The sequence below is a fragment of the Clostridium sp. MT-14 genome (assembly GCF_042436595.1).
In the GTDB taxonomy this organism is placed as follows: Bacteria; Bacillota; Clostridia; order Clostridiales; family Clostridiaceae; genus Clostridium_B; species Clostridium_B aromativorans.
The window spans coordinates 1-21,592 of the sequence record NZ_JBHMIY010000014.1 but is presented as its reverse complement, the minus strand read 5'-3'; the positions used below and the strand labels follow the sequence as shown (position 1 = coordinate 21,592).

Sequence of the window (21,592 nt, the reverse complement as noted above, 5' to 3'; positions counted from 1 at the left end):
ATTGAGATATAAATATGTACTTTTTGATTTAGATGGAACTCTGACGGACTCCAAAGAGGGGATAACAAAGTCGGTACAATATGCCCTGGGAAAATATAATATTGCTGTAGAGAATTTGGATTTACTTGAAGTCTTCATAGGCCCGCCGCTTAAGGATTCATTTATGCAGTATTACAATTTTAGTGAAGAACAGGCGCTTCATGCAATTGGATATTACAGGGAATATTTTGAGACAAAGGGAATATTTCAAAATAAAGTGTATGAAAACATTGAAGGCCTTTTGAAAAAGCTGAAGAAGTTGAAATTGAATTTGATAGTAGCTACTTCAAAACCCACGGAATTTGCCAAAAGGATATTGAAGCATTTTAATTTATATTCATATTTTGACACTGTTGTCGGCAGCAATTTAGATGGGACAAGATGTAAAAAAGAGGAAGTGATCGGGTATATCATAGATAAGTATAATATAGGCGATAACCGGCAGGTAGTTATGGTGGGTGACAGGAGGCATGATGTCATAGGGGCATTGGAAAATGGCATAGATTGTATAGGAGTTGCTTATGGATATGGTTCTGTTGAAGAACTTAGAAATGCAAAGGCAGCTTATATTGTTCATGATGTGAATGAACTATTTCAAAGAATTATTTCCGTGTAGGAAATAGTTCTATTTTATTTAGATCTGCAGTGCCTGGATGGTACCGAAAAAACTTGAAAAATATTACCATATTTAAAGGCTTAAAATAGCTAATTTATATATTAGATTGAGGTTTGCCGGGAAATGTTGGCGATACCTCTATAAGCACCGTAGATATTGGCACTTGTTACTAAATCACCTGTATTAAGTGCAGGTACTACAGGAATTGAATATGTCTTATTAATATTCAGTGATTCGTCAGTCGAATTAATATATTCATCTGAAACATAATATTTATCAATGGCACCATTACTTCTTGTTATAACTAATTCTATCATTACTACGAATATGGAATGCCGTTCAGTTGCTCCGGTTGCTGTGACTTCGGTTAGGCTGGGATTTGAAGGAACTGGAGAAGTAACAGGGTTATGGCTATTAACTATTTGTACTGATAGATGGAAATCATGATTGCAATGCGGTTTGTCATTTTGTGTGGTATCGTTATGTTTATAAGTGATAGTTATAAAAGGAACTATCTGTTGTTTTGTTGATAATGCCGAGCCAAAACTTGCTACAGAGTTGTTCCATATACTGGAAACCATTATACCCTTGTTTGATGAAGCGTTTTTAATCCATGGAGAAACTATATGAGTTATATCTATAGTAACTGCTGATTTGGATGTCATTGGATAAAACTTAATTCCGTTAAATTTATCTGCTGATGGAATTCTAGAATAAGTAGTGTATAAGCTAAAATGGTCATATATTGGATATATTATAAATTCAATACTTTTATCGTTATGAAAACTATCACATTTAAATAATGTTAATTCAGCTTTGGTTGCTATAATATTATTTGGTAATGAAGAGATATTGAAATAAAGTAAACCATGATACTCAAAATTGCCATCACATCCTACAATTATCCTGTAGTCTTGAATATTTCCATTTGGAATTTTATCAGTTAATGTGAGGCTTTTACTTGCTGGAATCATAAATGTATCCAAGGATATTACCTCCAATCTAAAATGAATATGATAGATGACCAATAACATTTTCATGCCTTGGCCATCTATATTATTATATTATGACTGAACTATTTCAGCTTTTAATGACCCATAACTTGTTAACGTTACAGTTTCGCCTGTTTCTAATTTTGGAACAATTGCAAGGTTAAGAGTGTCATTGACATCTAATGGAGTTGTACCTGCTGAATTGTCATAAACAGTAGCAATAGAGAAGTACTCATGACTTGAGTCAGTCCTAAGAACATCTAATTGAATTGCTTCAACGAAACTAGTTCCTGCGGGTACAGTCCCTGTTACTGTAACTAATTGCCCAGAAGCAGTCTGTGGTGTATCAAAATCTACTGGCAATGCAGCCATATATTATTCACTTCCTTCGTTTTCATTTATTATAGATATAAACTTTTGTCTAATAAATATAGTATTTAGAATTTATGAAATTGTTACTGGGTAAATTTAAATGCAAATATCACAGTCCTATTGACAGAGAGAAAATTCAAAATTATAATAAAAATAGATTAACTAGTTAATAAAAATTTGATTGTTAAACATTTGGTAATTGAAGATCTTTTATTCTAATTTAACTGCCTGAACGTAAAAAGCTCATAGGAGGCGATCTAATGAAAAACGTGTATGCAGTTAAAGGTAATATTATTTTCACCAAAGCCTTTGGTAAATTTGAAGTGCTTGAAAATGGATATATTGTTGTCGAGGGTAAACTTGTTAAAGGTGTTTGTGGACATCTTCCTGAAGAATTCAGCGGAGTGAGGATTGTGGATTATGGGGACTCACTTATAATTCCGGGATTTGTTGATCTCCATCTACATGCATCCCAGTATGGCAATCTGGGACTTGGAATTGACAAGGAGTTGATGCCGTGGCTTGAAACCTATACGTTCCCTGAAGAAGCAAGGTATTCTGATATAGAATATGCGAAAAAAGTGTACTCAGCTTTGATAAGGGAATTATGGAGGTATGGCACTACTAGATGCTGTATCTTTGCAACTATGCATAAGGATTCCACTAAACTCCTTATGGATTTGCTCGCACAATCTGGATTGTCGGCTTACGTGGGAAAGGTGAATATGGATAGAAACTCTCCCGAATATCTGGTGGAAGACACGAAAAATTCAATAGAGGATACAGAAGAAATATTAAAAGAGTATTTAAGCAAATATGAACTTGTAAAACCCATTATCACTCCGAGATTTGTTCCAAGCTGCAGTCCTAAATTGTTAAAGAGTCTGGGGAATTTGGCCAGGGAGTACAGGGTACCGGTGCAGTCTCATCTGTCTGAAAATTGTGATGAAATCAATTTTGTAAGAAAACTGCATCCCGATCATGATAACTATGCAAGCGTATATGAAAGTGCTGGACTTTTTGGAGAGATGCCTACTGTCATGGCCCACTGCATTCTGGTAGATGAAGATGAAATTGAACTGATGAGGAAAAATAACGTATTTGTAGCTCACTGCCCGCTGTCAAACTGCAATTTGTCAAGCGGTATTGCACCCATTAGAAGGCTTGTTTCCAGAGGCATTCCTGTAGGGCTTGGGAGTGACATATCCGCTGGAAATAGTCTTTCCATGATGAATGTAATCGTAAACAGCGGTCAGGTGTCCAACCTGAAATGGCTTCAAAGCAGCAGAGTAGATAAACCTCTTACTACGGCGGAATTGTTCTACATGGCCACTAAGGGAGGGGGAAAATTTTTTGGAAGGGTAGGAAGCTTTGAAAGGGGATATGAATTTGATGCCCTTGTCATTGATGACAGCAATCTATCTATATTCAGATCTTTGTCTTTAGAGGAAAGATTGCAGAAGTTTATCTATACAGGGGATGACAGAAATATAAAAGTGAGATATGTAAGCGGAAGGGAGGTAAAGGAACCAATACTCTATTAATTATAATTTTATTAGGGGGAATTTTATATGGAAACCAAGGTTGAAAAACAATCTTTTCTGGAGTCGTTTTTTAAACTGAAAGAAAACAATACAAATGCTAAGACGGAAATCATTGCGGGAATTACCACCTTTATTACAATGGCCTATATTATATTTGTAAACCCAAGTGTGCTGAGGGTGGCAGGCATGAATTCAGCTGGTGTGGTGGGTGATGCAGCTTCAAAATTTGCTGTAGGCAGTGATCCTATTGTGTCTGCTGTATTTGTGGCAACTTGTCTGGCTGCTGCTATTGGAACTTTTATAATGGGATTCTATGCCAATCTGCCTTTCGCGCAGGCTCCGGGAATGGGGCTCAACGCATTCTTTACTTACACTGTATGTCTTACACTTGGATTTACCTGGCGTCAGGCATTGGCTGCAGTACTTACTTCAGGTATCTTGTTTATAATTATTACTGTTACTTCCATACGAGAAAAGATTGTAGATGCCATACCGGAGAATTTGAAATATGCCATGTCAGCAGGTGTGGGACTCTTTATTGCACTTATCGGACTGAAGAGCGGGGGAATAATAGTTTCAAATAAATCGACCCTCGTTGGTTTTGGAAATTTTGCAGATCCAGGTACTCTCCTTACTATAATAGGGGTTCTGGTAATTGGAGTACTCATGGCTAGAAATGTGAAAGGATCTATTTTACTTGGTATTGTTATAACCACTATTCTGGGTATACCCTTTAAGATCACTTCACTTGCAAATCTGCATGTATTCAGTGCTCCTCCTTCACTGGCCCCTACTTTTGCCTCATTTGACTTTGCAGGCCTTCTGACAAAAGGTGGAACTACTGTAGCCAGTGCAATACTCAGCTTTGTAATGGTTGTAATAACCATCTGCCTTGTGGATCTCTTTGATACCATAGGTACCCTTGTTGGAACTGCTACAAAAGCTGGAATGATAGATGAAAATGGAAAAGTGATCAGGATGAAAAAAGCCCTTATATGTGACGCTGTAGCTACAACTGCAGGTTCATTTCTAGGGACGAGTACTGTGGGAACTTATGTAGAATCCACTGCAGGTGTCACAGAAGGTGGAAGAACTGGACTCACGGCTGTAACAGTAGGTATATTGTTTATACTTTCGCTGTTTTTTTCAGGCCTCGTAGGTGTAGTTCCTGCACAGGCTACGGCACCGGCACTTATTATAGTGGGAGCTCTGATGATGGGTGTAATCAAAAATATAGATTTCAATGATTTTACAGAGGCACTTCCGTGTTTCTTTGCCATTTCACTTATGGCTTTCAGTTATAGTATAGCCAATGGAATTGCAGTTGCCATGATCGTTTATCCTGTGGTAAAAATAGCTACTGGCAGGTATAAGGAGCTTAATCCCATAGTGTATATACTTGGAATATTGTTTGTACTGAGATTTATAATGCTGCCTTTTGAATGATGGCGTGTACGGCAGTTTAGGGGGAATAAGACATAACTTTCCCCGGAAATTATTTTTATTTCTTGGAAAGAAGGAGTCTTGATGGGTAGTATTATAATAATTGTGGTTTCATTTTTAATAGCTTTTATAATTACTACCATTGTTGGAATATCCGGTATTGGCGGCATTTTGCTGTTTGGTGTACTGGATTCGATATTTGTTTTACTTGGAATTTATTTTATGAAAAAAAATAATTCAAACAATGATGGCAGTGAGCATGTTACAGTGAATTCTGAACGTTATATGGAAGACAATGAGATAAAAGATTATTTTAAAAATATTTTATATAATTCTGTAAAACTGAATAATACCTTGCAGAACATCAAGGCATCTGCTGAAGAATGTGGAAAAGCAGCGGAACAGGTTGCTCAAAATACCCAGAGTATTGTTGACCAAAATGGCTCTCAGATGGATGTGGCTGATGAGACAACTGATAAATTCAAGAAAATTGGAGAGATGGTTATAAGCTCATCCTCATTTGTAAAAAAGACAAATGAAACAGTACAGCACTCCAGGGAAATTTCCAAAGAAGTTGGTGAGTCCGTAAAAGATGTGGTCAATACTATGGACAAGATAAAAAGTACTTCTTATGATACCCGGGGCAAAATGAAAATGTTAGATGATAGATCCAAAAAAATAGGAGATATTGTAGTCTTTATCACAAATATAGCTAAACAGACAAATCTGCTTGCATTGAATGCTACTATTGAAGCGGCCCGGGCAGGTGAACACGGGAAGGGGTTTGCAGTAGTGGCAGATGAAGTTCGTAAATTGGCGGAGCAGTCAAATGATGCAGCTTCTCAAATAAACGGCATCATTGGGGAGATCAAAAAAGACATAAAATCTTCTTCAGGTTCTGTTTTTCAGGTTACGAATTATGTTGCAGAAGGTGCCGATGTCATAGGTAATATGAAAAAATCATTAGATGAAATGTTCCAGGCTTTTGAGATAAATGCAGAAAATATACAGCATATTCAAAGTATAATTCAGCAGATAGATAAAAACTGTGAGGCGGTGCTTTCTATTACGGAGAGAAATCAGGAGATGGTACATAAAACTGCCTCTGACACAGAGCAAATTTCTGCGGCTTCACAGGAGCAAAACGCCTCTATAGAAGAAATAAACAGCAGTATTCAGGTAATAACCCAACTTTCGGAAGAGACCAAACAGTATGTTGCTTCTGCAGTAATGGATAAACTTATGTATAAAAAGACACTTCAGCTAAAAGAAAAATATAATGAGCTGAATGAGAAAAATGTTGATACCATGGACAAACTGGCAGGGGAGCTTGGAGTGGATGAGATCGATGTATGCAGCAGTGACGGAGTGATATGTTTTTCCAATATAGAAAGTGCGCTGGATCTTAATTTATATGAATTGATACTTGAGAATAAAAAACAGGATATCAGAAAATATTTATTTGAGGATAAAAATAAATATTATGTTACTCCCCTGGAAATGAGTGCCCAGACTAAAAAGTTATTTAAATTTATGATTGTTCCGGATTATGAGAGGAGGCTCCTCTATCAGGTAGCACTGTCCTATGATTCCCTGTTCAAGTTACTGGATTGATTTTTTTGATTTAACCCGAGAATCATTTCACGATCAATAGCCATTATTGACACAGAATGTGTGGAAAATTATAATGAAAATAGATTAACTGGTTAGTAAAAATCGTGAAAAGAGGTAATAGGGATGCTGAATATTCTCATAAAAAATGGACTTGTTGTAGATGGAACGGGAAATGATGCCTATAATGCGGATATAGGAATTTTAGATGACAAAATAGTGGAAATATCAGAAAATATACATGATTCTGCAGATAAGATTATCGATGCCTCTGGACTCATAGTGGCTCCGGGCTTTATTGATGTCCACAGTCACAATGATCTGGTGACTTTTATGAGTGAGAAAATTCGAGGCTTGAAACTGATGCAGGGAGTTACCACGGAACTTGTAGGACAGTGCGGTCTGGGAGTTGTACCCTGTGTACACGGGAAAGACCGTGGGTGGAAAAGTTATATCAAGGGAGTGGTGGGAGATCCCGATTTGAAATGGAGCTTTCATGATGTCGATGAATATATGGATAAGATTTCTTCCAGGGGCTTGAAAAACAACTATGGTATGCTTATTTCACAGGGTGCCATAAGAGTAAATACCGTCGGATTCAGCAGTAAAATACCTGATACCGGTGAACTTCAGCAGATGTGTGATATAGTAGAGGATGCTATGAAGAAAGGTGCCTTTGGAATGTCTCTTGGACTGCAGTATGTGCCTGGTATTTTCAGCCGCGAAGATGAGTTGATTGCCCTGTGCAGGGTTGTAGAAAAGTATGATGGAATTGTCATGGTTCATGTCAGAAACCACGATAATACCATGAAGAATGCTTTGAGGGAAATTATAGACATAGCATTGAGATCAGGGGTAAGGCTTCAGGTTTCTCATATGAGATCTTATGCATCCAAAGAGCTTGGATGCAGTGCAGGGTCGCTCATTGAAATTGTAGAAAAAGCAGTTAAAGCAGGAGTAAATATTACTTTTGACGAACATCTTTACCTTTCGGGGAGCACCTTGATGACCCAGCTTCTGCCGCCCTGGATTACGGAAAAGGGAAAAGACAGGCTCATTGACATGTTAAAGGATGAGAAATGTCTGGATAGAGTAAAAAGTGAAATTGAGGATACTTCCGTCAGCTATGCAGGCTGGGATAATTACAGCGCAGTAGCAGGCTGGGATGGAATACTCATTACCTCGGTGAAAAAACCTGGGAACCTGAAATATATAGGAAAAACTGTAGGGGAAATTTCCAGAGATTTAAATGTTCATCCGGTGGACTTTATAGCAGGGCTTATTATTGAAGAAAATGCAGGAGTTGGGATAGTGACTTTAAATATATTTTCAGAAGAGGATACCCTTGAACTTATAAAACATCCTCTTCAGATGGTGGGATCCGACAGCATACCTGCAGGAGTGCCCCATCCCCGTCTATATGGGAATTATCCCCTCTTCATAGGCAAATTTATAAGGGATAAGAAGGTCCTGAGTCTTGAGCAGGGGATATATAAATGTACCCTTTTTCCGGCAGTGACCCTGGGATTGAAGGACAGGGGGAAGCTTGCCGAGGGGAAAACAGCTGATATAACTGTGTTTGATTTTGATGAAATTGAGGGATATGAGGATTATAACAATTCCAGGAAAGAGCCTGCGGGCATAAAATATGTTGTACTGAATGGCAAAGTTGCTGTAGAAAATGGAAACTTATGCAAAAGGGATTATGGTCGGGTTATCAGACATTGTAAATGTTTTATTTAAATATTGACAAAGTAAAGATGATATTATAATATTAGATTAACTAGTTAATTTATTAAAATAATTCTTAACTGAAACCTGTAAAGGCTGAGGTTGGAAAATATAATAGATGGATGGGGGAGATTTAATATGGCTTTAAATGTAAATAGTGAAAAAATATTAAAGCTGGCAGAAAAATATAAGCCTGAAATATCCAGGTTCTTGAGGGACATGGCTGCAATTCCAAGTGAGAGCTGTGGAGAGAAAAAGGTAATACTCAGAATAAAAGAGGAAATGGAAAAAGTAGGATTTGACAAGGTGGAAATAGATCCTATGGGAAATGTCCTTGGATATATAGGACATGGGAAACACATTATTGCTATGGATGCCCATATAGATACGGTTGGAATAGGGGACAGAAATCTTTGGGACTACGATCCCTATGAGGGATATGAAGACGACAAGATCATAGTTGGAAGAGGTGTGTCTGACCAGGAAGGTGGAATGGCCTCCATGGTTTATGCGGGAAAAATAATTAAAGAACTGGGACTGGAAGATGACTATACCCTTATAGTAACAGGTACTGTTCAGGAGGAAGATTGTGATGGGCTTTGCTGGCAGTATATAATCAATGAGGACAAGGTAAAACCTGAATTTGTCGTACTTACAGAACCTTCTTCAACTAATATATACAGGGGTCACAGGGGAAGAATGGAGATAAAAGTTACTACCCACGGTGTAAGCTGTCATGGTTCCGCACCGGAAAGAGGAGACAATGCAATATTCAAAATGGCTCCTATATTGAATGAATTGAAGGATTTAAATGAAAGGCTTATAGATGATCCATTCCTTGGAAAGGGAACTTTGACTGTATCTGAAATCTTCTTCTCCTCACCTTCAAGATGTGCTGTGGCAGATGGATGTACAATTTCCATAGATAGAAGGCTTACCAACGGTGAAACCTGGAAATATGCAATTGAACAAATCAAGGAGCTGCCCTCTGTTAAAGCTGCAAAAGCTGATGTAGAAATGTACACTTACGAAAGACCTTCCTATACGGGGCTTAAATACCCAACTGAATGTTTCTTCCCGACCTGGGTGCTGCCGGAAGATCACAAGGTATGTCAGAATGCGGTGAACTGCTACAGGGATTTATTTAAAAGCGAACCAAAAGTAGACAAGTGGACGTTTTCTACAAATGGAGTTTCAATAATGGGAAGGTATAATATACCGTGTATTGGATTTGGACCTGGTCACGAAGATCAAGCCCATGCACCAAATGAAAAGACATGGAAGGATGAACTGGTAAAATGTGCTGCCATGTATGCACTTATCCCGGTAGCTTATGTGAATAAATTTGCTGATAAATAGAATTATAACTTGTAGGACACATATTAATTTAAATATAAAATTTGTGGAGGAATATGTATAATGGGATTTTGTAAATTGGTTATAGCATTAGGGGGAAATGCACTTCAGGAAGCCGGGGCTCCTGCCACAGCTGAGGCACAACTGGAAGTGGTAAAAAAAACTTGTGAATATATTGCAGATATAAGCTGCAAGGGATATGAAATTGCAATAGTCCATGGGAATGGTCCCCAGGTTGGAAGAATTCTCATGGCTTCCAAAGCTGCGGAAAATATCACACCGCCTATGCCCTTTGATGTATGTGGCTCCATGAGTCAGGGTTATATAGGATATCATATACAGCAGTCCCTGAGAAGGGCACTTGATAAGAGAAACAAGAAAGTACCTGTAGTGACTCTTATAACTCAGGCAGTAGTTGATAAGGATGATCCTGCCTTTAAAAATCCCACTAAACCTATAGGAGCCTTTTATACCAAAGAGGAAGCTGACAAGCTTAAGACTGAAAAGGGATATGTGATGAAAGACGACTCTGGAAGAGGATGGAGAAGGGTCGTAGCTTCACCGGTTCCGAAGAGGATAGTAGAACTTCCTGCCGTCAAGGTGCTGTGGGATTCAACCATATGTGTGGCGGCTGGCGGGGGCGGTATTCCTGTAGTTGAACAGGAGGATGGCTCTTTAAAGGGTGTGGCAGCTGTTATAGATAAGGATCTGGCAGCTGAAAGATTAGCAGAAGATATGAATGCTGATATACTCATGATATTGACAGAGGTTGAAAAGGCAGCAATTAATTTTAATAAGCCCAATCAGGTTGATCTGGGTCATATTACAGTGGCAGAGGCTGAAAAATATATGGGAGAAGGTCATTTTGCAGCAGGATCCATGCTGCCTAAAATAGAGGCTGCTGTTATGTTTGCAAAAGCCAATCCCTCTCATAAGGCGATAATCACTTCACTGTACAAGGCAGTAGATGCCCTGGAAGATAAAACAGGTACCATCATCACTTTAAATAAATAATGCCTATGCAGTCCATAATTATTCAATGGTGTTTTCATGAGACAAAGAAGATCCTTTGTCTCATGAAATTTTTTAGCCTTTATAATATTCTCTGGGAGAGAGGCCGAATACTTTTTTAAATGCTCTTAGAAAATTTGAGTAATCATTGAAGCCCGATTCCAGGCAGGCGTCTGTTATACTCATGCCTTTTTTTATCAACAGGTTGGACATAATAAGTCTTTTCTGAAGTATATAATTGTGTATTGTATACCCTGTCTGTTCCTTAAATTTGTGCATTAGATAATATTTGCTCATGTAGAATCTAGAGGAAATATAATCTATGGACAGATTCCCATTTAAGTTTTTATTTATATAATTTAAGATATTGCCTATATTTTCGTCATATTTTATATCGGGTAATTCCATTGGTTTTTTTTGACCTAAGAACAATCTGTTTACGTATACCATGAACTGTATGAAAAAGCATTCTACAAGCAATTTATAGCCAAATTCTCTGTGTTTTAAAGATGATTCCATGTTAAAAAGCAATTTTTTTATGTTACCGAGGTGTGCATTTTCTAGCCTGAGCAGGTTGAAACGCTGCTTCGATGCCATTTCAAAACAACTTGACAGATTGCATTTGTCATTGTGTCTTGCCAGAAAATTCGGGTTGATCCAGAAAATTATCCTCTCGTAAATTTTATTTGGATCTATTACGGCCTTGTGTATGTCGTTGCTGTTTATAAGAAGTATATCCCAGGGTTTTAATTTGTAGGAATTGCCCTCAATTAAATAGGTGGTATCACCGGACAGAAAGATCACTATCTTGCTGAATTCATGATAATGAAATTCAAAATCAATGGATTCTCTATTCTTTAGATGAAATATTTCAAAATCATTGTTGAGATAACCTTTTTTTATTTTTAGAATTTTATTTTCACACATTTACTCTTTCCCCTCAGTTACTATAATTATAGGTTAAAGCATTTTTTGCAATGTTTCAAGCATTTTTAGCACTAAAAACCGCAAAAAATTAGAATATAATAAAATATAGGTGAATTTTGTTTTCACGATATAAACGAAATTGTGGAGGTATTAGTTGATGAAGTCGTTTTTGAAAAATTACAAATTTTCTGCTCTATTGCTTGGTTCAATAATTTTAGGTGCAGTGGTAGGCATTTTGGGTGGACCTAAAGCTGTGGTATTAAAACCTTTTGGGGACTTATTTTTAAATCTGATGTTCATGATAATAATACCGCTGGTGTTTTTCAGCGTTACTTCTGCCATAGCCAATATGAAGGGAATGAAAAGACTTGGGAAGATCATGGCCAGTACGTTTTTTATTTTCCTTTGTACAGCTCTTATAGCTTCCGTAATAGGGTTCATAGGCGCACTTATTGTAAATCCAGCTAAAGGTATAGATTATAATACTTTGAAGAAGATCGTATCTACTGGCGGAGATGCAGCACAGCAGGTTAAGCAGGGAGGGATATTGGAACAGCTTGTGAATACTGTTACTGTCTCGGATTTTGCTTCATTGCTTTCCAAGAGCAATATGCTCCAGCTCATTGTATTTTCAGTACTTTTTGGAATTTCCACGGCTTTATTGGGGGAAAAGGCGGAACCTGTAACAAAGTTTTTGACGGCAGCTTCAGAAGTCACTATGAAAATGGTAAAAATAGTGATGTATTATGCTCCCATAGGTCTTGGATGTTATTTTGCTGCAGTAATAGGCTCTCTTGGCTCTCAAATACTTCAAGGCTATCTGCGGGTTTTCATCCTCTATGTGGTTCTGGCCGTAGTCTATTATTTTGGATTCTTTACCATATATGCTTTTATGTCCGGTGGAAAAAAGGCAATCAATATATTCTGGAAAAACGTGATAACACCCACTATAACTGCTCTGGCTACCTGCTCCAGTGCGGCAACTATTCCGGTTAATTTGGAATTCACAAAAAAAATGGGGGTACCTGATGATGTAGCGGAAACTGTAATTCCAATGGGCGCCAATATACACAAAGATGGATCTGCCATTGGAGGTGTCATGAAGATAACCTTTTTGTTCGCACTTTTTGGAAAAAGCATGACCAGTCCTTCAGCTGTATTGTCCATAATTTTTGTGGCATTTCTGGTAGGAGCTGTAATGGCGGCTATTCCAAGCGGCGGTATGATTGGTGAAATGCTCATTTTAAGTGTATATAGCTTTCCTCCAGAATTGCTTCCCATAATTGCAGTTATAAGTGTTATAATAGATGCACCGGCTACTGTATTGAATTCTGCGGGGAATACAGTATCAAGTATGATGATATCCAGGCTCGTAGAGGGAAAAAAGTGGCTTTGATTCAATGCACATTGTGCACTGTGAATTGTAAATTGTGAATTGTAAATTGTAAATTGTGAATTGTGAATTGTAAATTGTGAATTGTAAATTGTAAATTGTAAATTGTGAATTGTCTAAGGGGGTGATACTAATATGGGTTATAAGGTTTTGCTGACTGAAAATATAGGCAGTGAAGGCAAAGAATATCTTAAAAAGTGCGGCTATGATATAAAGATAGCCTCTAGTGTAAGGGAGGAGGTGCTTGCAAGGGAGGTCAGGGACTGTGATGCAGTGCTGGTCCGCATGGCTTCTATTACAGAAAATATCATAAATTCTGCACCTAAATTGAAGGTCATATCAAAATTTGGAGTTGGTGTGGACAATATAGATATTGAAGCTGCAGCTAAAAGGGGGATACAGATCACCAACTCCCCTGAGTCAAATAGAAATTCAGTGGCGGAGTATACTCTTGGGCTTATTCTGGCACTGGCTAAAAAGTTTTTTGTATATGACAGGGAATTGAGAGATGGAAATTTTGGTATAAGAAAGACTCTCGGCTGGGATCTTGAAGGAAAAGTTCTTGGAATCATAGGTATAGGCAGTATAGGGAAACTTGTCGCTTCCAAGGCATCTAAAGGATTTGGGATGAATGTCATAGGCTTTAGACGGCACATTGATTCTGTGAAGATGGAAGATGTTGAACTTACGGATAATTTGGATTATGTTCTTGAAAATTCTGATTTTGTAAGCTTGAATGTACCTTTGAGTGATTCTACCAGAAATATTATAGGAGAGAGGGAATTCTCACTTATGAAGCCGGGAGCTTTTCTCATAAATACAGCCAGGGGTGAAGTGGTTGATGAAGGTGCCCTGGTGGATGCTCTGGTGAATAAAAAAATTGCAGGAGCTGCTGTTGATGTGTTTACCGGGGAAATTCCATCACAGGATAACCCGCTTTTTGAAATTGACAATGTTATTGTGACTCCACATACTGCAGCTCATACTGAAGAAGCTGTGAAGAGAATGTCCCTTCATTCTGCCCTTGGCATACATCAGGTTTTGAGTGGTAAAAAACCATCCTGGCCTGTAAAGTAGCCTATTAACATTAATTGTGAACTGTACATTGTAAATTGTAAACTGTGTATTGTCTAAAAGGAGGAGAACCTTGAATCTATATATATCGGATCTAGATGGAACACTGCTGACTTCAGAGCAGGTTATAAGTAAAAGCTCAGCTGCAATTATAAATGATCTTATAGCGTCAGGGATGAAATTTACCGTTGCTACAGCCAGATCCTATGAGGCTTCAAAAAATATATTGAAACCCTTGAATTTGAATTTGCCTGTGATTTTGAACAATGGAGTATTTATATATGATCCTGTTTCAGGTAGAAATATTGTGGGGAATTATCTGGATAAAACCTCTGTGAAATTTATTTTGGAATACTATGAATCTAAGGGCATACACCCTTTTATATCAGCAGTGGATTCAGAGGGAAGTAAAAAATTATTTTACAGGGGAATATTTAACAGCGGCCAGAAAATATATGTGGATTCCAGAAGGGCACAGAAAGATAAAAGACTTACCCTGGTGGACGGGCCTTTATCTCTTGTGAATTACAGGGTGATAAATATTTTTGCCATAGAAAAAAAGGGATGTCTTGACAATACCTATGAATTGTTTAAAAATAACCTGGATGTAAGCTGTCACTATACTGAAGAGATATATTCCAGAGGTTTTTTCTGGCTGGAGGCTACGAATCCACAGGGCAATAAAAGATGGGCAGCTGAATTTTTAAAGAAATATCTGCAAATGGATAAAATGATTTGTTTTGGGGACAATTTAAATGATGAACCTCTTTTTAGAATTGCAGATGAAAAGTATGCGGTAAAAAATGCATATGAGAAGTTGAAAAATCTAGCCACAGGTATTATAGATTCAAATAATGATGACGGTGTGGCTAAATTTCTTCAAAAACGCGGCTTTTTACTGAAAAAGTGATAGATTGCGATTGGCACAATCTATCACTTTTAAGCTTACATTTTGGATCACTTTACATTGGTGTAGGAAATTTTTTTATCCTCTTCACAGCAGACCTTTGTTTTATTTTCATATATGACAGTATTTAATTCTACAGGATGTTTCCAAAGATCATAGATGTGTTTCAAAGTTGCCTCCATGTAAGTTGAATTTAATTCTCTTCCTTCATAAATATGCTTTAATACAAGAGCACCGTCTTTTTTTGATATATCATCTACCACAATGCTGGGAATCATGTTGACACCGCAGTTGCTGCACAGGGTGCTTCTGATCTGAGTCCAACCGCTTTCATCAGAAATTTCCTTTACAACATAGTCGTCACCTTTCTTTATATATTCAAATAAATTCATCTCACTGCATAATTCCTCCGTTAAATATCTCCTGATAAAGGATTCATCTCGTTCAAGAGCTCTTACTTCAAATATTTTATCCTTTCCGTACCTTTTTTCCAGATCCTCAAACATCTTGAAACCAAGGTAATATGGGTTTATTGTTCCCATAAGGGGCGAAATCACGTCATTGTGTCTTTTAATGAATTCAAGATGAAGGGAAGGCGGAAGTTTAAGATAATTTAAAATTTTATAGTGCCAGTAACTTGCCCACCCCTCGTTCATGATTTTCGTTTCAATCTGTGGTATGAAATAGGCAGTCTCTCTTCTAACTATATTTAGAATATTTTTTTGCCATTCTTCCAGCTTGCCCTTCTCTATGATAAAAGCTATGAGATCCTCTTTGGATTCTTCATCTGATTTTCCCATGCCGATGGTTCTGTTTATCTGGAATCTTATGGAATGAGCTGCATTTAAAACTTTTTCCACTTCTTCATACCCTATACTTGGATCATTTACATACTCCCTTATTATATCTGCATTGTTTTTAAAAAATTCAATAGTGTAAGATGCCCTGGTTCCTTCTTTAAACAATCTGTTATTCTTAAAAAAATCATTGTGCCCGTATACGTGGGCCATGGTCAGAATCTGCAGCAGCAGGGTGTTGTCCTTCATCAAGTAGGCGAGGCAGGGATCTGAATTTATCACCATTTCATAGGGAAGACCCGAGATGTTGTACTTGTAAAGTGAATCCGCCTTGTCATAGGATTTTCCAAAACTCCAGTGAGGATATCGGGAAGGCATACCTGAATATGCCTCATACCCTATCATATCCTTGTAATCCACAATTTCAAATTCCTGGGGATAAAAATCAAGCCCTAGCTTTTTGGCAGCATTTTCTATAATATCGCACCAATTTTTTAAATCCATATTTGTATATTCCAGGGAAATCACCTTCTTTCCAGATCTTTTTGTAGAATTTCTTTTAGGGATTTCCATAAATCCTGTTTTTTGTTGATGGTGACAACAGTAAAATTACTGTTGTTGATTCCATTTTTAAAAATTTCTTTTATATTGCCGCCGTAAGAACTGGGCATGATTTCAGCATAGCTGAAAAGATTACATATTTTACACAGCTCCTCACCGCATTTTAATGCTCTCGCATTGTCCTCACTCCAATTGTCACCGTCACTTACATAGAATGTATAGACATTCCAGTAGGCAGGATTGTAGTTTTCCTCGATTGTCTCCAGGGCTTTCTGCAGTCCGCTCGATATATAAGTCCCTCCAGATTCCACCTTGTGGAAAAATTCACTTTCCGTAACTACTTTAGCTGTAGTGGAATGAGCAATGAACTTTACTTCCACGTTGTTGTATTTCATCTTTATGAACTGATATAAAATGAAGAAAAAAGATCTTGCCAGAAATTTTCTCGTACTGTCCATGGAATCCGAGGTATCCATCACACAGATGACGGCGGCGTTTAATTCGCGTTTTGGTTTTTCCTTCACCCTGAAATATCTTAGATCGTCCTGTCTGAAGTGAAATTTTGACTTCCTCTCTTTATATTCCTGTATTTTGGTATCCGGAAGTTGTTCCTCCGCTTCTTTGAGGTCCCTTTTTATATTCTGCTGTCTTTTAAGCTTTTCGATGACGGTTCTTTTCTTAGCAAGCCTTGGATTTATACCATTTTTCTGGTAGCCAGTCTTTTTAAGCGAATGTTTTGACAGCAGATCCGAGTATTTTTTCTTGTCCATTAAAGGAAGCTCCAGATCTTCCAGAAGGTAATTTATGAGATCCTCTATGGTTATTTCTGTCTCGTAGATATCTTCCCCTTCTTCATTTCCGGCTCCTGTGTTTCCGGCACCGGAGCCTTTTTTACCGGAAGCTTTTCCAACTTTGTCTCCTCTTTTCTGGGAGCCGTTGCCGCTTCCAACACCCTGCTGGCTGTTGTCTCCATATATAAATTGGTATTCTTTAATGCCCTTTATGGGGATTTTCACTTTTTTGTTTCCGCTCTGACCTATAATACTTTCTTCCGATATTATATCCGCCAGGTTGTCTTTAATTGATTTCTCTACAAGCTGTCTGTGACGTCTTCTATCTTCTAAGGATCTATCATGATGTCCGCCGGTATCGAATTCTCTGAAAATAGCCATAATATCAATCCTTCCACAAATTGTTTGCAGCATATTTCAAAATTACGTCGCAGCAGTGATCGCAGTATCCGTTTGCTTTCATTTCCTCCACCATTGAGTTGTATTTTTCATCCTGATCCTTGTCCCTTACTTTGGATTTGGTTATAATTCTTGACAGTTCTTTTACAGATACAGTGAGCTTTTTCTCAATAGCTTCTTTAAGAGGCTCATAGGAGGTGTAGTCGATTTTGCCGCCGTTTCTTATAACGTAGAACATATATGAGGTAACATCTGTTCTAAACCCCTTTGCAGAACTTTCAGGAATGCCTATGTGTTCCTCTATGGATCTCATAAACACCTCGTCTGGTTCAAGCTCTTCACCTGTAGAGCGATCCTTGATTTTGTTCCTGTTTACATAGGCTTCAGCATGATCCAGGTAATTGTCGAAAAGACTTTCTGCCTGTTCCTTGAAGCTGTGTATAAATGCCTTGGTCACTTCCTTTTCAAGTATCTTGTTGTATTCTTTTCTGATAGAATCCTTTAAAAATGTCAAATATCTTTTTTTATCGTCCTCGGCTATATCCAGCTCCTTTACCGATTTTATCAGGCTCTCCATTACGCTCAGCGGGTTTATGCAGTTGTATTCGGAATTGGAAAGTGCATCATCCAGAGCCTTGATGATAAATCTTGTGGAAATTCCAGTCATGCCCTCTCTCATGCCTGCTTCTTCCTTTAATTCCGCAAAGTCGATTTTTTTAGTGCTTCCCTTTTCAACTATATCCTCCCCATTGTAGATCTTTAATTTTGTCACAGGATCCACCTTGTTGGAAGGAGAAAGCCTTGAGAGAATTGCGAACATAGCTGCAGTTTCAATAGTGTGGGGAGCTATATGGGCGTTGAACTGGCTCTTGCCGAGTATTTTTTTATATATCTTGACTTCTTCATTTAATTCCATACAATAGGGTACTTCAATTTTTACTATTCTATCGAGTATTGCTTCATTGGTGTGGTCGGACTTAAACTTGTTCCACTCCGATTCATTTGAATGAGCTAGAATAATTCCATCGAAATAAATCATTGATCCTTTTCCCGGAGATGGAACGGATTTTTCCTGGGTGGCCGTAATAATTGTGTGGAGATATTCCACATCATTTTTAAAAACTTCTATAAATTCTACGAGTCCCCTGTTTCCAACGTTAAATGCACCGTTTAGTGAAAATATTCTTGGATCGTCTTCAGGATACATATCCATTTTTGATATATCGATAGAACCTGTGAGGACTGACGTATCCTGGTTGTTCGGATCAACTGGAGGTACTACTCCAATTCCCTTTCTCGACCGGATGGAAAAATCACTGGTTACAACGGGAAATCTTTCATATTCTCCCTTGTATTCGTGTTTTAGCCTGTATTTGCATACGGGGCACAGGTCACCCTCAATTTCCACACCCAGCATTTTTTCAAAATCAGGTTTTAGATGGTTTGGTATCAGGTGAAGAGGTTCCTCCCTCATGGGGCAGCCCTTTAGAGAATAAATTGGTTCTGAGGTTTCCAGAGCCTTTTTGATTGATTCCACCAGAGAGGATTTGCCTGCTCCTACGGGGCCTACAAGATAAAGCACCTGCCTTGATTCTTCACCTTTCATTGCTGCAGAGTGGAAGTAATTTACAAGCTTCATTATCACCTTGTCAATTCCAAAAAAGTCATCTTTGAAAAAATTGTATTTTCTGATTGGTTCATTGCCATATAGTTTTTTGATCCTTGGATTTTTTTCGGGTTTCAATACCTCATAGCCTTTGTTTATTATGATGTCGTACATTCTTTTGTGTGCCAGTTTCACTATATGGGGATTGTCTTTTACAATTTGCAGGTATTCGAGAAAAGTACCTTCAAACTCATGCTTTTTTCGAACTTCTCTATCTCTTTCAATTATTTCCTTAAAATTCATAGTTATCTCTCCTTTAACTTATATTAAATACTTACGCAGGATGAATTATTATTATGTATAATAGTTGAAAATGCTGCGACTTAGAGGGATAAAGTAATATGTACTAAATTTTGAGTAATACTCAGAAGAGTATGCTTGAAATTTTAAGAAGATATTTTGAAGAGCAGTTGAGGTTTAAGCATTAGTAGAGGGTATCACTATATGATGGGGATGCTTTAATTTTAGTTATTGCAATTTATTATATTGTCTTAATTCAATTTTGTCAATACACAGTATATTGTGAATTCAGGTTAAAGATGTAAAATATGGTTTGAAAACTCGGCTGTGAGAATATGAGCCAGGTTTCCAAACTATAATGTTGCTGTCTTTATGAGATCTTATGATAAAGTATTTTCAAATGTTCAAGAATTTTAATGTTTTTTGTCCCTGACTAAAAATCTACAGCAATTATCTCCTTTGGTTTTGCACAGGGGTCTTTCAAAATCTATTCCGAATTTATCGTACATTACACTGTCTATTTCACAATACAGTGCTCCTATGTCTTCTGCGCCCAGCTGATGCCACATGTCGTACATAGGGCAGTAGGTTATATCACAGGAATTGTCAGGATCATTTTCCCAGGAAATGGAAGGCATGTCCTTTACTCTGGCATAAGTTTCCGGACTTATTTCGAGACCATTTTCATGGACTTCTTCCAGCATGCTCTCTATTCTCGCTTCGCCAAATTTTCTTATGGCGGATCTGACAGCTTCTTTTCCCTTTTCCTCGCCTAATCTGTCTATCATTTCCTCAGCCATAAAATAATGGAGCTCAGCCATAAGCTTTGCCATTCTACCGACTGGTTCATCAGTGCTTTTTATTTTACCCATGTTTTTCCTTCCTCTCTCCAGTTATATTGATAAAGTAAAATTTATCCGAATCTGAACCCGAGAACCGCTTTATTCAGATTTCTTGGCTACCTTTTCCATGCTGGTCTTGCCGACTTCTACAGCATTGATCACAGTTCCCCTGAAACCTCCCTGTTCTAGAGTTCTGACACCTGCTATAGTGGATCCGCCCGGAGAACAGACTCTGTCTTTCAGTGCACCAGGATGCTCATGGGTTTCGAGAACCATCTTAGCTGCCCCTAAAGCTGTCTGTGCCGCAAGTGTCTGGGCTATATTTCTTGGAAGTCCCAGCTCAACCCCTCCGTCGGCCATGGCTTCAATCAGCATGTAAATATATGCAGGGCCGCATCCGCTTATAGCCATTACGGAATCTATTAGATTTTCCTGTACCAGGAAAGTTATACCAAGTTCCTTGAAAATTTTAATTACCAGTTCGGTATGCCTTTGTTCAGCATTTTTCCCCGGTGCAATTCCTGCTGCCCCGGCATTGACTAACATTGGAGTATTTGGTATTACCCTGACCAGGGGGACCTCAGTTAGATATTTCTCAATAACGGAGGTATTCATGCCCCCCACGATTGATATAACCAATTGTTTTTCACAATTCCATCCGGATCCTTGAATATACCCTAAAACTTCTTTTAATACCTGGGGTTTTATGCTCAATACCACAATGTCACAATTGTCAACCAGGTAATCATAACCGGTACTTTTGTCACTGCTGGAATTGGTCACGCCAAAATTTTCTTTGAGATATTCCAGTCTGCTGTCCAAAATGTCCATGGCGTAGATATCCTCCGGGGAAAAAAGTTTGGATTTAAGCAGTCCTCTGATTATGGCTTCTCCCATCTGTCCAGCTCCGATAAAACCGATTTTTTTATTCAATGTTCCCATATATATCCTCCTGAAATTTTTATTATTTAATATTAATATTTGCATCTTAAATTTGATAGTCTCCAGATAAAACAAAAACTCAAGGAAATCTTGAGCTAATCAAACAAAATATCCTCATCTTTCAGTTCTATACTGCAGGATTTAGCACCAATGCATTATTCACAAATACTGGTTGCCGGGCTTCAAAGGGCCAGTCCCTCCACCTCTCTTGATAAAGCAAGTATTTAATTGTAGTTATATTAACTTAAATTATACCGGCAAATAAATTTTTTGTCAACCGGCGTTTGTGCCAATGGGTGCATTTTTTCCTACTTCCCCATAAATGGATTAATAAGGTA

The 21,592-nt window shown here is 37.9% G+C and carries 18 protein-coding genes and 1 riboswitch; of the genes, 10 read left to right on the top strand and 8 right to left on the bottom strand.

The features are described 5' to 3' along the window. Position 1: 1 nt before the first annotated feature. Complete coding sequence (locus ACFHWD_RS11075; protein WP_378061885.1) at positions 2 to 655, top strand: HAD-IA family hydrolase; 654 nt, start codon at positions 2 to 4, stop codon at positions 653 to 655. A 101-nt stretch (positions 656 to 756) separates the two neighbouring features. Here the strand turns inward: ACFHWD_RS11075 and ACFHWD_RS11070 are convergent, their stop codons facing one another. Continuing rightward, a complete protein-coding gene (locus ACFHWD_RS11070; RefSeq protein WP_378061883.1) occupies positions 757 to 1,641 on the bottom strand; it encodes a DNRLRE domain-containing protein in 885 nt (294 codons plus the stop codon). Positions 1,642 to 1,719: 78 nt separating this feature from the next. Further along, complete coding sequence (locus ACFHWD_RS11065; RefSeq protein WP_150355570.1) at positions 1,720 to 2,019, bottom strand: hypothetical protein; 300 nt, start codon at positions 2,017 to 2,019, stop codon at positions 1,720 to 1,722. Positions 2,020 to 2,279: 260 nt separating this feature from the next. Here ACFHWD_RS11065 and guaD point away from each other — a divergent pair, with 260 nt between their 5' ends. The 6 genes from guaD to arcC all read left to right on the top strand — a co-directional run bounded on the left by guaD (position 2,280) and on the right by arcC (position 10,718). Further along, positions 2,280 to 3,563, top strand: coding sequence for a guanine deaminase (gene guaD, locus ACFHWD_RS11060; protein WP_229981156.1), 1,284 nt, complete (start codon positions 2,280 to 2,282; stop codon positions 3,561 to 3,563). A gap of 27 nt (positions 3,564 to 3,590) precedes the next feature. Next, positions 3,591 to 5,009: an NCS2 family permease gene (locus tag ACFHWD_RS11055; protein ID WP_179978477.1), complete on the top strand. Its 1,419-nt coding sequence runs from the start codon at positions 3,591 to 3,593 to the stop codon at positions 5,007 to 5,009. A gap of 81 nt (positions 5,010 to 5,090) precedes the next feature. Further along, positions 5,091 to 6,620, top strand: a complete 1,530-nt coding sequence (locus ACFHWD_RS11050) for a methyl-accepting chemotaxis protein (RefSeq protein ID WP_150355567.1) — start codon at positions 5,091 to 5,093, stop codon at positions 6,618 to 6,620. A 123-nt stretch (positions 6,621 to 6,743) separates the two neighbouring features. Further along, positions 6,744 to 8,360 carry an amidohydrolase family protein gene (locus ACFHWD_RS11045; RefSeq protein ID WP_378061880.1) on the top strand — a complete coding sequence of 539 codons (1,617 nt, stop codon included), beginning with the start codon at positions 6,744 to 6,746 and terminating at the stop codon, positions 8,358 to 8,360. 126 nt (positions 8,361 to 8,486) lie between these two features. Further along, positions 8,487 to 9,707 carry a YgeY family selenium metabolism-linked hydrolase gene (locus ACFHWD_RS11040; protein WP_378061878.1) on the top strand — a complete coding sequence of 407 codons (1,221 nt, stop codon included), beginning with the start codon at positions 8,487 to 8,489 and terminating at the stop codon, positions 9,705 to 9,707. Positions 9,708 to 9,767: 60 nt separating this feature from the next. Continuing rightward, entirely contained in the window at positions 9,768 to 10,718 is a 951-nt protein-coding gene (arcC, locus tag ACFHWD_RS11035) for a carbamate kinase (protein WP_150355564.1), read from the top strand. Positions 10,719 to 10,790: 72 nt separating this feature from the next. Here the strand turns inward: arcC and ACFHWD_RS11030 are convergent, their stop codons facing one another. Beyond that, complete coding sequence (locus ACFHWD_RS11030; protein ID WP_150355563.1) at positions 10,791 to 11,642, bottom strand: AraC family transcriptional regulator; 852 nt, start codon at positions 11,640 to 11,642, stop codon at positions 10,791 to 10,793. Between the two features lie 157 nt (positions 11,643 to 11,799). On the opposite strand from ACFHWD_RS11030, the gene ACFHWD_RS11025 reads away from it, so the two are divergent. From ACFHWD_RS11025 to ACFHWD_RS11015, 3 genes are all read left to right on the top strand, one after another. Beyond that, positions 11,800 to 13,038 (top strand): dicarboxylate/amino acid:cation symporter, encoded by a 1,239-nt coding sequence (locus ACFHWD_RS11025; RefSeq protein WP_150355562.1) that lies wholly within the window; start codon positions 11,800 to 11,802, stop codon positions 13,036 to 13,038. A 132-nt stretch (positions 13,039 to 13,170) separates the two neighbouring features. Then, on the top strand, positions 13,171 to 14,112 hold the full coding sequence (locus ACFHWD_RS11020; protein ID WP_378061875.1) for a hydroxyacid dehydrogenase: 942 nt from the start codon (positions 13,171 to 13,173) through the stop codon (positions 14,110 to 14,112). Between the two features lie 70 nt (positions 14,113 to 14,182). Then, positions 14,183 to 15,019, top strand: a complete 837-nt coding sequence (locus ACFHWD_RS11015) for an HAD family hydrolase (protein WP_378061873.1) — start codon at positions 14,183 to 14,185, stop codon at positions 15,017 to 15,019. A gap of 47 nt (positions 15,020 to 15,066) precedes the next feature. Here ACFHWD_RS11015 and ACFHWD_RS11010 read toward each other — a convergent pair whose 3' ends face one another. The 5 genes from ACFHWD_RS11010 to proC form a co-directional block, all read right to left on the bottom strand. After that, positions 15,067 to 16,386, bottom strand: a complete 1,320-nt coding sequence (locus ACFHWD_RS11010) for a SpoVR family protein (protein WP_150355559.1) — start codon at positions 16,384 to 16,386, stop codon at positions 15,067 to 15,069. After that, a complete protein-coding gene (gene yhbH, locus ACFHWD_RS11005) occupies positions 16,338 to 17,546 on the bottom strand; it encodes a sporulation protein YhbH (RefSeq protein ID WP_378061871.1) in 1,209 nt (402 codons plus the stop codon). The genes ACFHWD_RS11010 and yhbH overlap by 49 nt, the downstream gene beginning before the upstream one ends. Positions 17,547 to 17,550: 4 nt before the next feature. Beyond that, on the bottom strand, positions 17,551 to 19,473 hold the full coding sequence (locus ACFHWD_RS11000; RefSeq protein ID WP_378061869.1) for a PrkA family serine protein kinase: 1,923 nt from the start codon (positions 19,471 to 19,473) through the stop codon (positions 17,551 to 17,553). Positions 19,474 to 19,883: 410 nt separating this feature from the next. After that, positions 19,884 to 20,342 (bottom strand): L-2-amino-thiazoline-4-carboxylic acid hydrolase, encoded by a 459-nt coding sequence (locus ACFHWD_RS10995; RefSeq protein WP_378061867.1) that lies wholly within the window; start codon positions 20,340 to 20,342, stop codon positions 19,884 to 19,886. Between the two features lie 69 nt (positions 20,343 to 20,411). Then, positions 20,412 to 21,254, bottom strand: a complete 843-nt coding sequence (gene proC / locus ACFHWD_RS10990) for a pyrroline-5-carboxylate reductase (RefSeq protein ID WP_378061865.1) — start codon at positions 21,252 to 21,254, stop codon at positions 20,412 to 20,414. A gap of 111 nt (positions 21,255 to 21,365) precedes the next feature. Then, a riboswitch (SAM riboswitch) is annotated at positions 21,366 to 21,472 on the bottom strand. Positions 21,473 to 21,592 lie beyond the last annotated feature (120 nt).

Excerpts from the sequence above, each read along its gene's own strand:
- ACFHWD_RS11065 (WP_150355570.1), bottom strand. The coding sequence starts at position 2,019 with ATGGCTGCATTGCCAGTAGATTTTGATACACCACAGACTGCTTCTGGG.
- guaD (WP_229981156.1), top strand. The coding sequence starts at position 2,280 with ATGAAAAACGTGTATGCAGTTAAAGGTAATATTATTTTCACCAAAGCC.
- ACFHWD_RS11055 (WP_179978477.1), top strand. The coding sequence starts at position 3,591 with ATGGAAACCAAGGTTGAAAAACAATCTTTTCTGGAGTCGTTTTTTAAA.
- ACFHWD_RS11050 (WP_150355567.1), top strand. The coding sequence starts at position 5,091 with ATGGGTAGTATTATAATAATTGTGGTTTCATTTTTAATAGCTTTTATA.
- ACFHWD_RS11045 (WP_378061880.1), top strand. The coding sequence starts at position 6,744 with ATGCTGAATATTCTCATAAAAAATGGACTTGTTGTAGATGGAACGGGA.
- ACFHWD_RS11040 (WP_378061878.1), top strand. The coding sequence starts at position 8,487 with ATGGCTTTAAATGTAAATAGTGAAAAAATATTAAAGCTGGCAGAAAAA.
- arcC (WP_150355564.1), top strand. The coding sequence starts at position 9,768 with ATGGGATTTTGTAAATTGGTTATAGCATTAGGGGGAAATGCACTTCAG.
- ACFHWD_RS11030 (WP_150355563.1), bottom strand. The coding sequence starts at position 11,642 with ATGTGTGAAAATAAAATTCTAAAAATAAAAAAAGGTTATCTCAACAAT.
- ACFHWD_RS11025 (WP_150355562.1), top strand. The coding sequence starts at position 11,800 with ATGAAGTCGTTTTTGAAAAATTACAAATTTTCTGCTCTATTGCTTGGT.
- ACFHWD_RS11020 (WP_378061875.1), top strand. The coding sequence starts at position 13,171 with ATGGGTTATAAGGTTTTGCTGACTGAAAATATAGGCAGTGAAGGCAAA.
- ACFHWD_RS11010 (WP_150355559.1), bottom strand. The coding sequence starts at position 16,386 with ATGGAAATCCCTAAAAGAAATTCTACAAAAAGATCTGGAAAGAAGGTG.
- yhbH (WP_378061871.1), bottom strand. The coding sequence starts at position 17,546 with ATGGCTATTTTCAGAGAATTCGATACCGGCGGACATCATGATAGATCC.
- ACFHWD_RS11000 (WP_378061869.1), bottom strand. The coding sequence starts at position 19,473 with ATGAATTTTAAGGAAATAATTGAAAGAGATAGAGAAGTTCGAAAAAAG.
- ACFHWD_RS10995 (WP_378061867.1), bottom strand. The coding sequence starts at position 20,342 with ATGGGTAAAATAAAAAGCACTGATGAACCAGTCGGTAGAATGGCAAAG.
- proC (WP_378061865.1), bottom strand. The coding sequence starts at position 21,254 with ATGGGAACATTGAATAAAAAAATCGGTTTTATCGGAGCTGGACAGATG.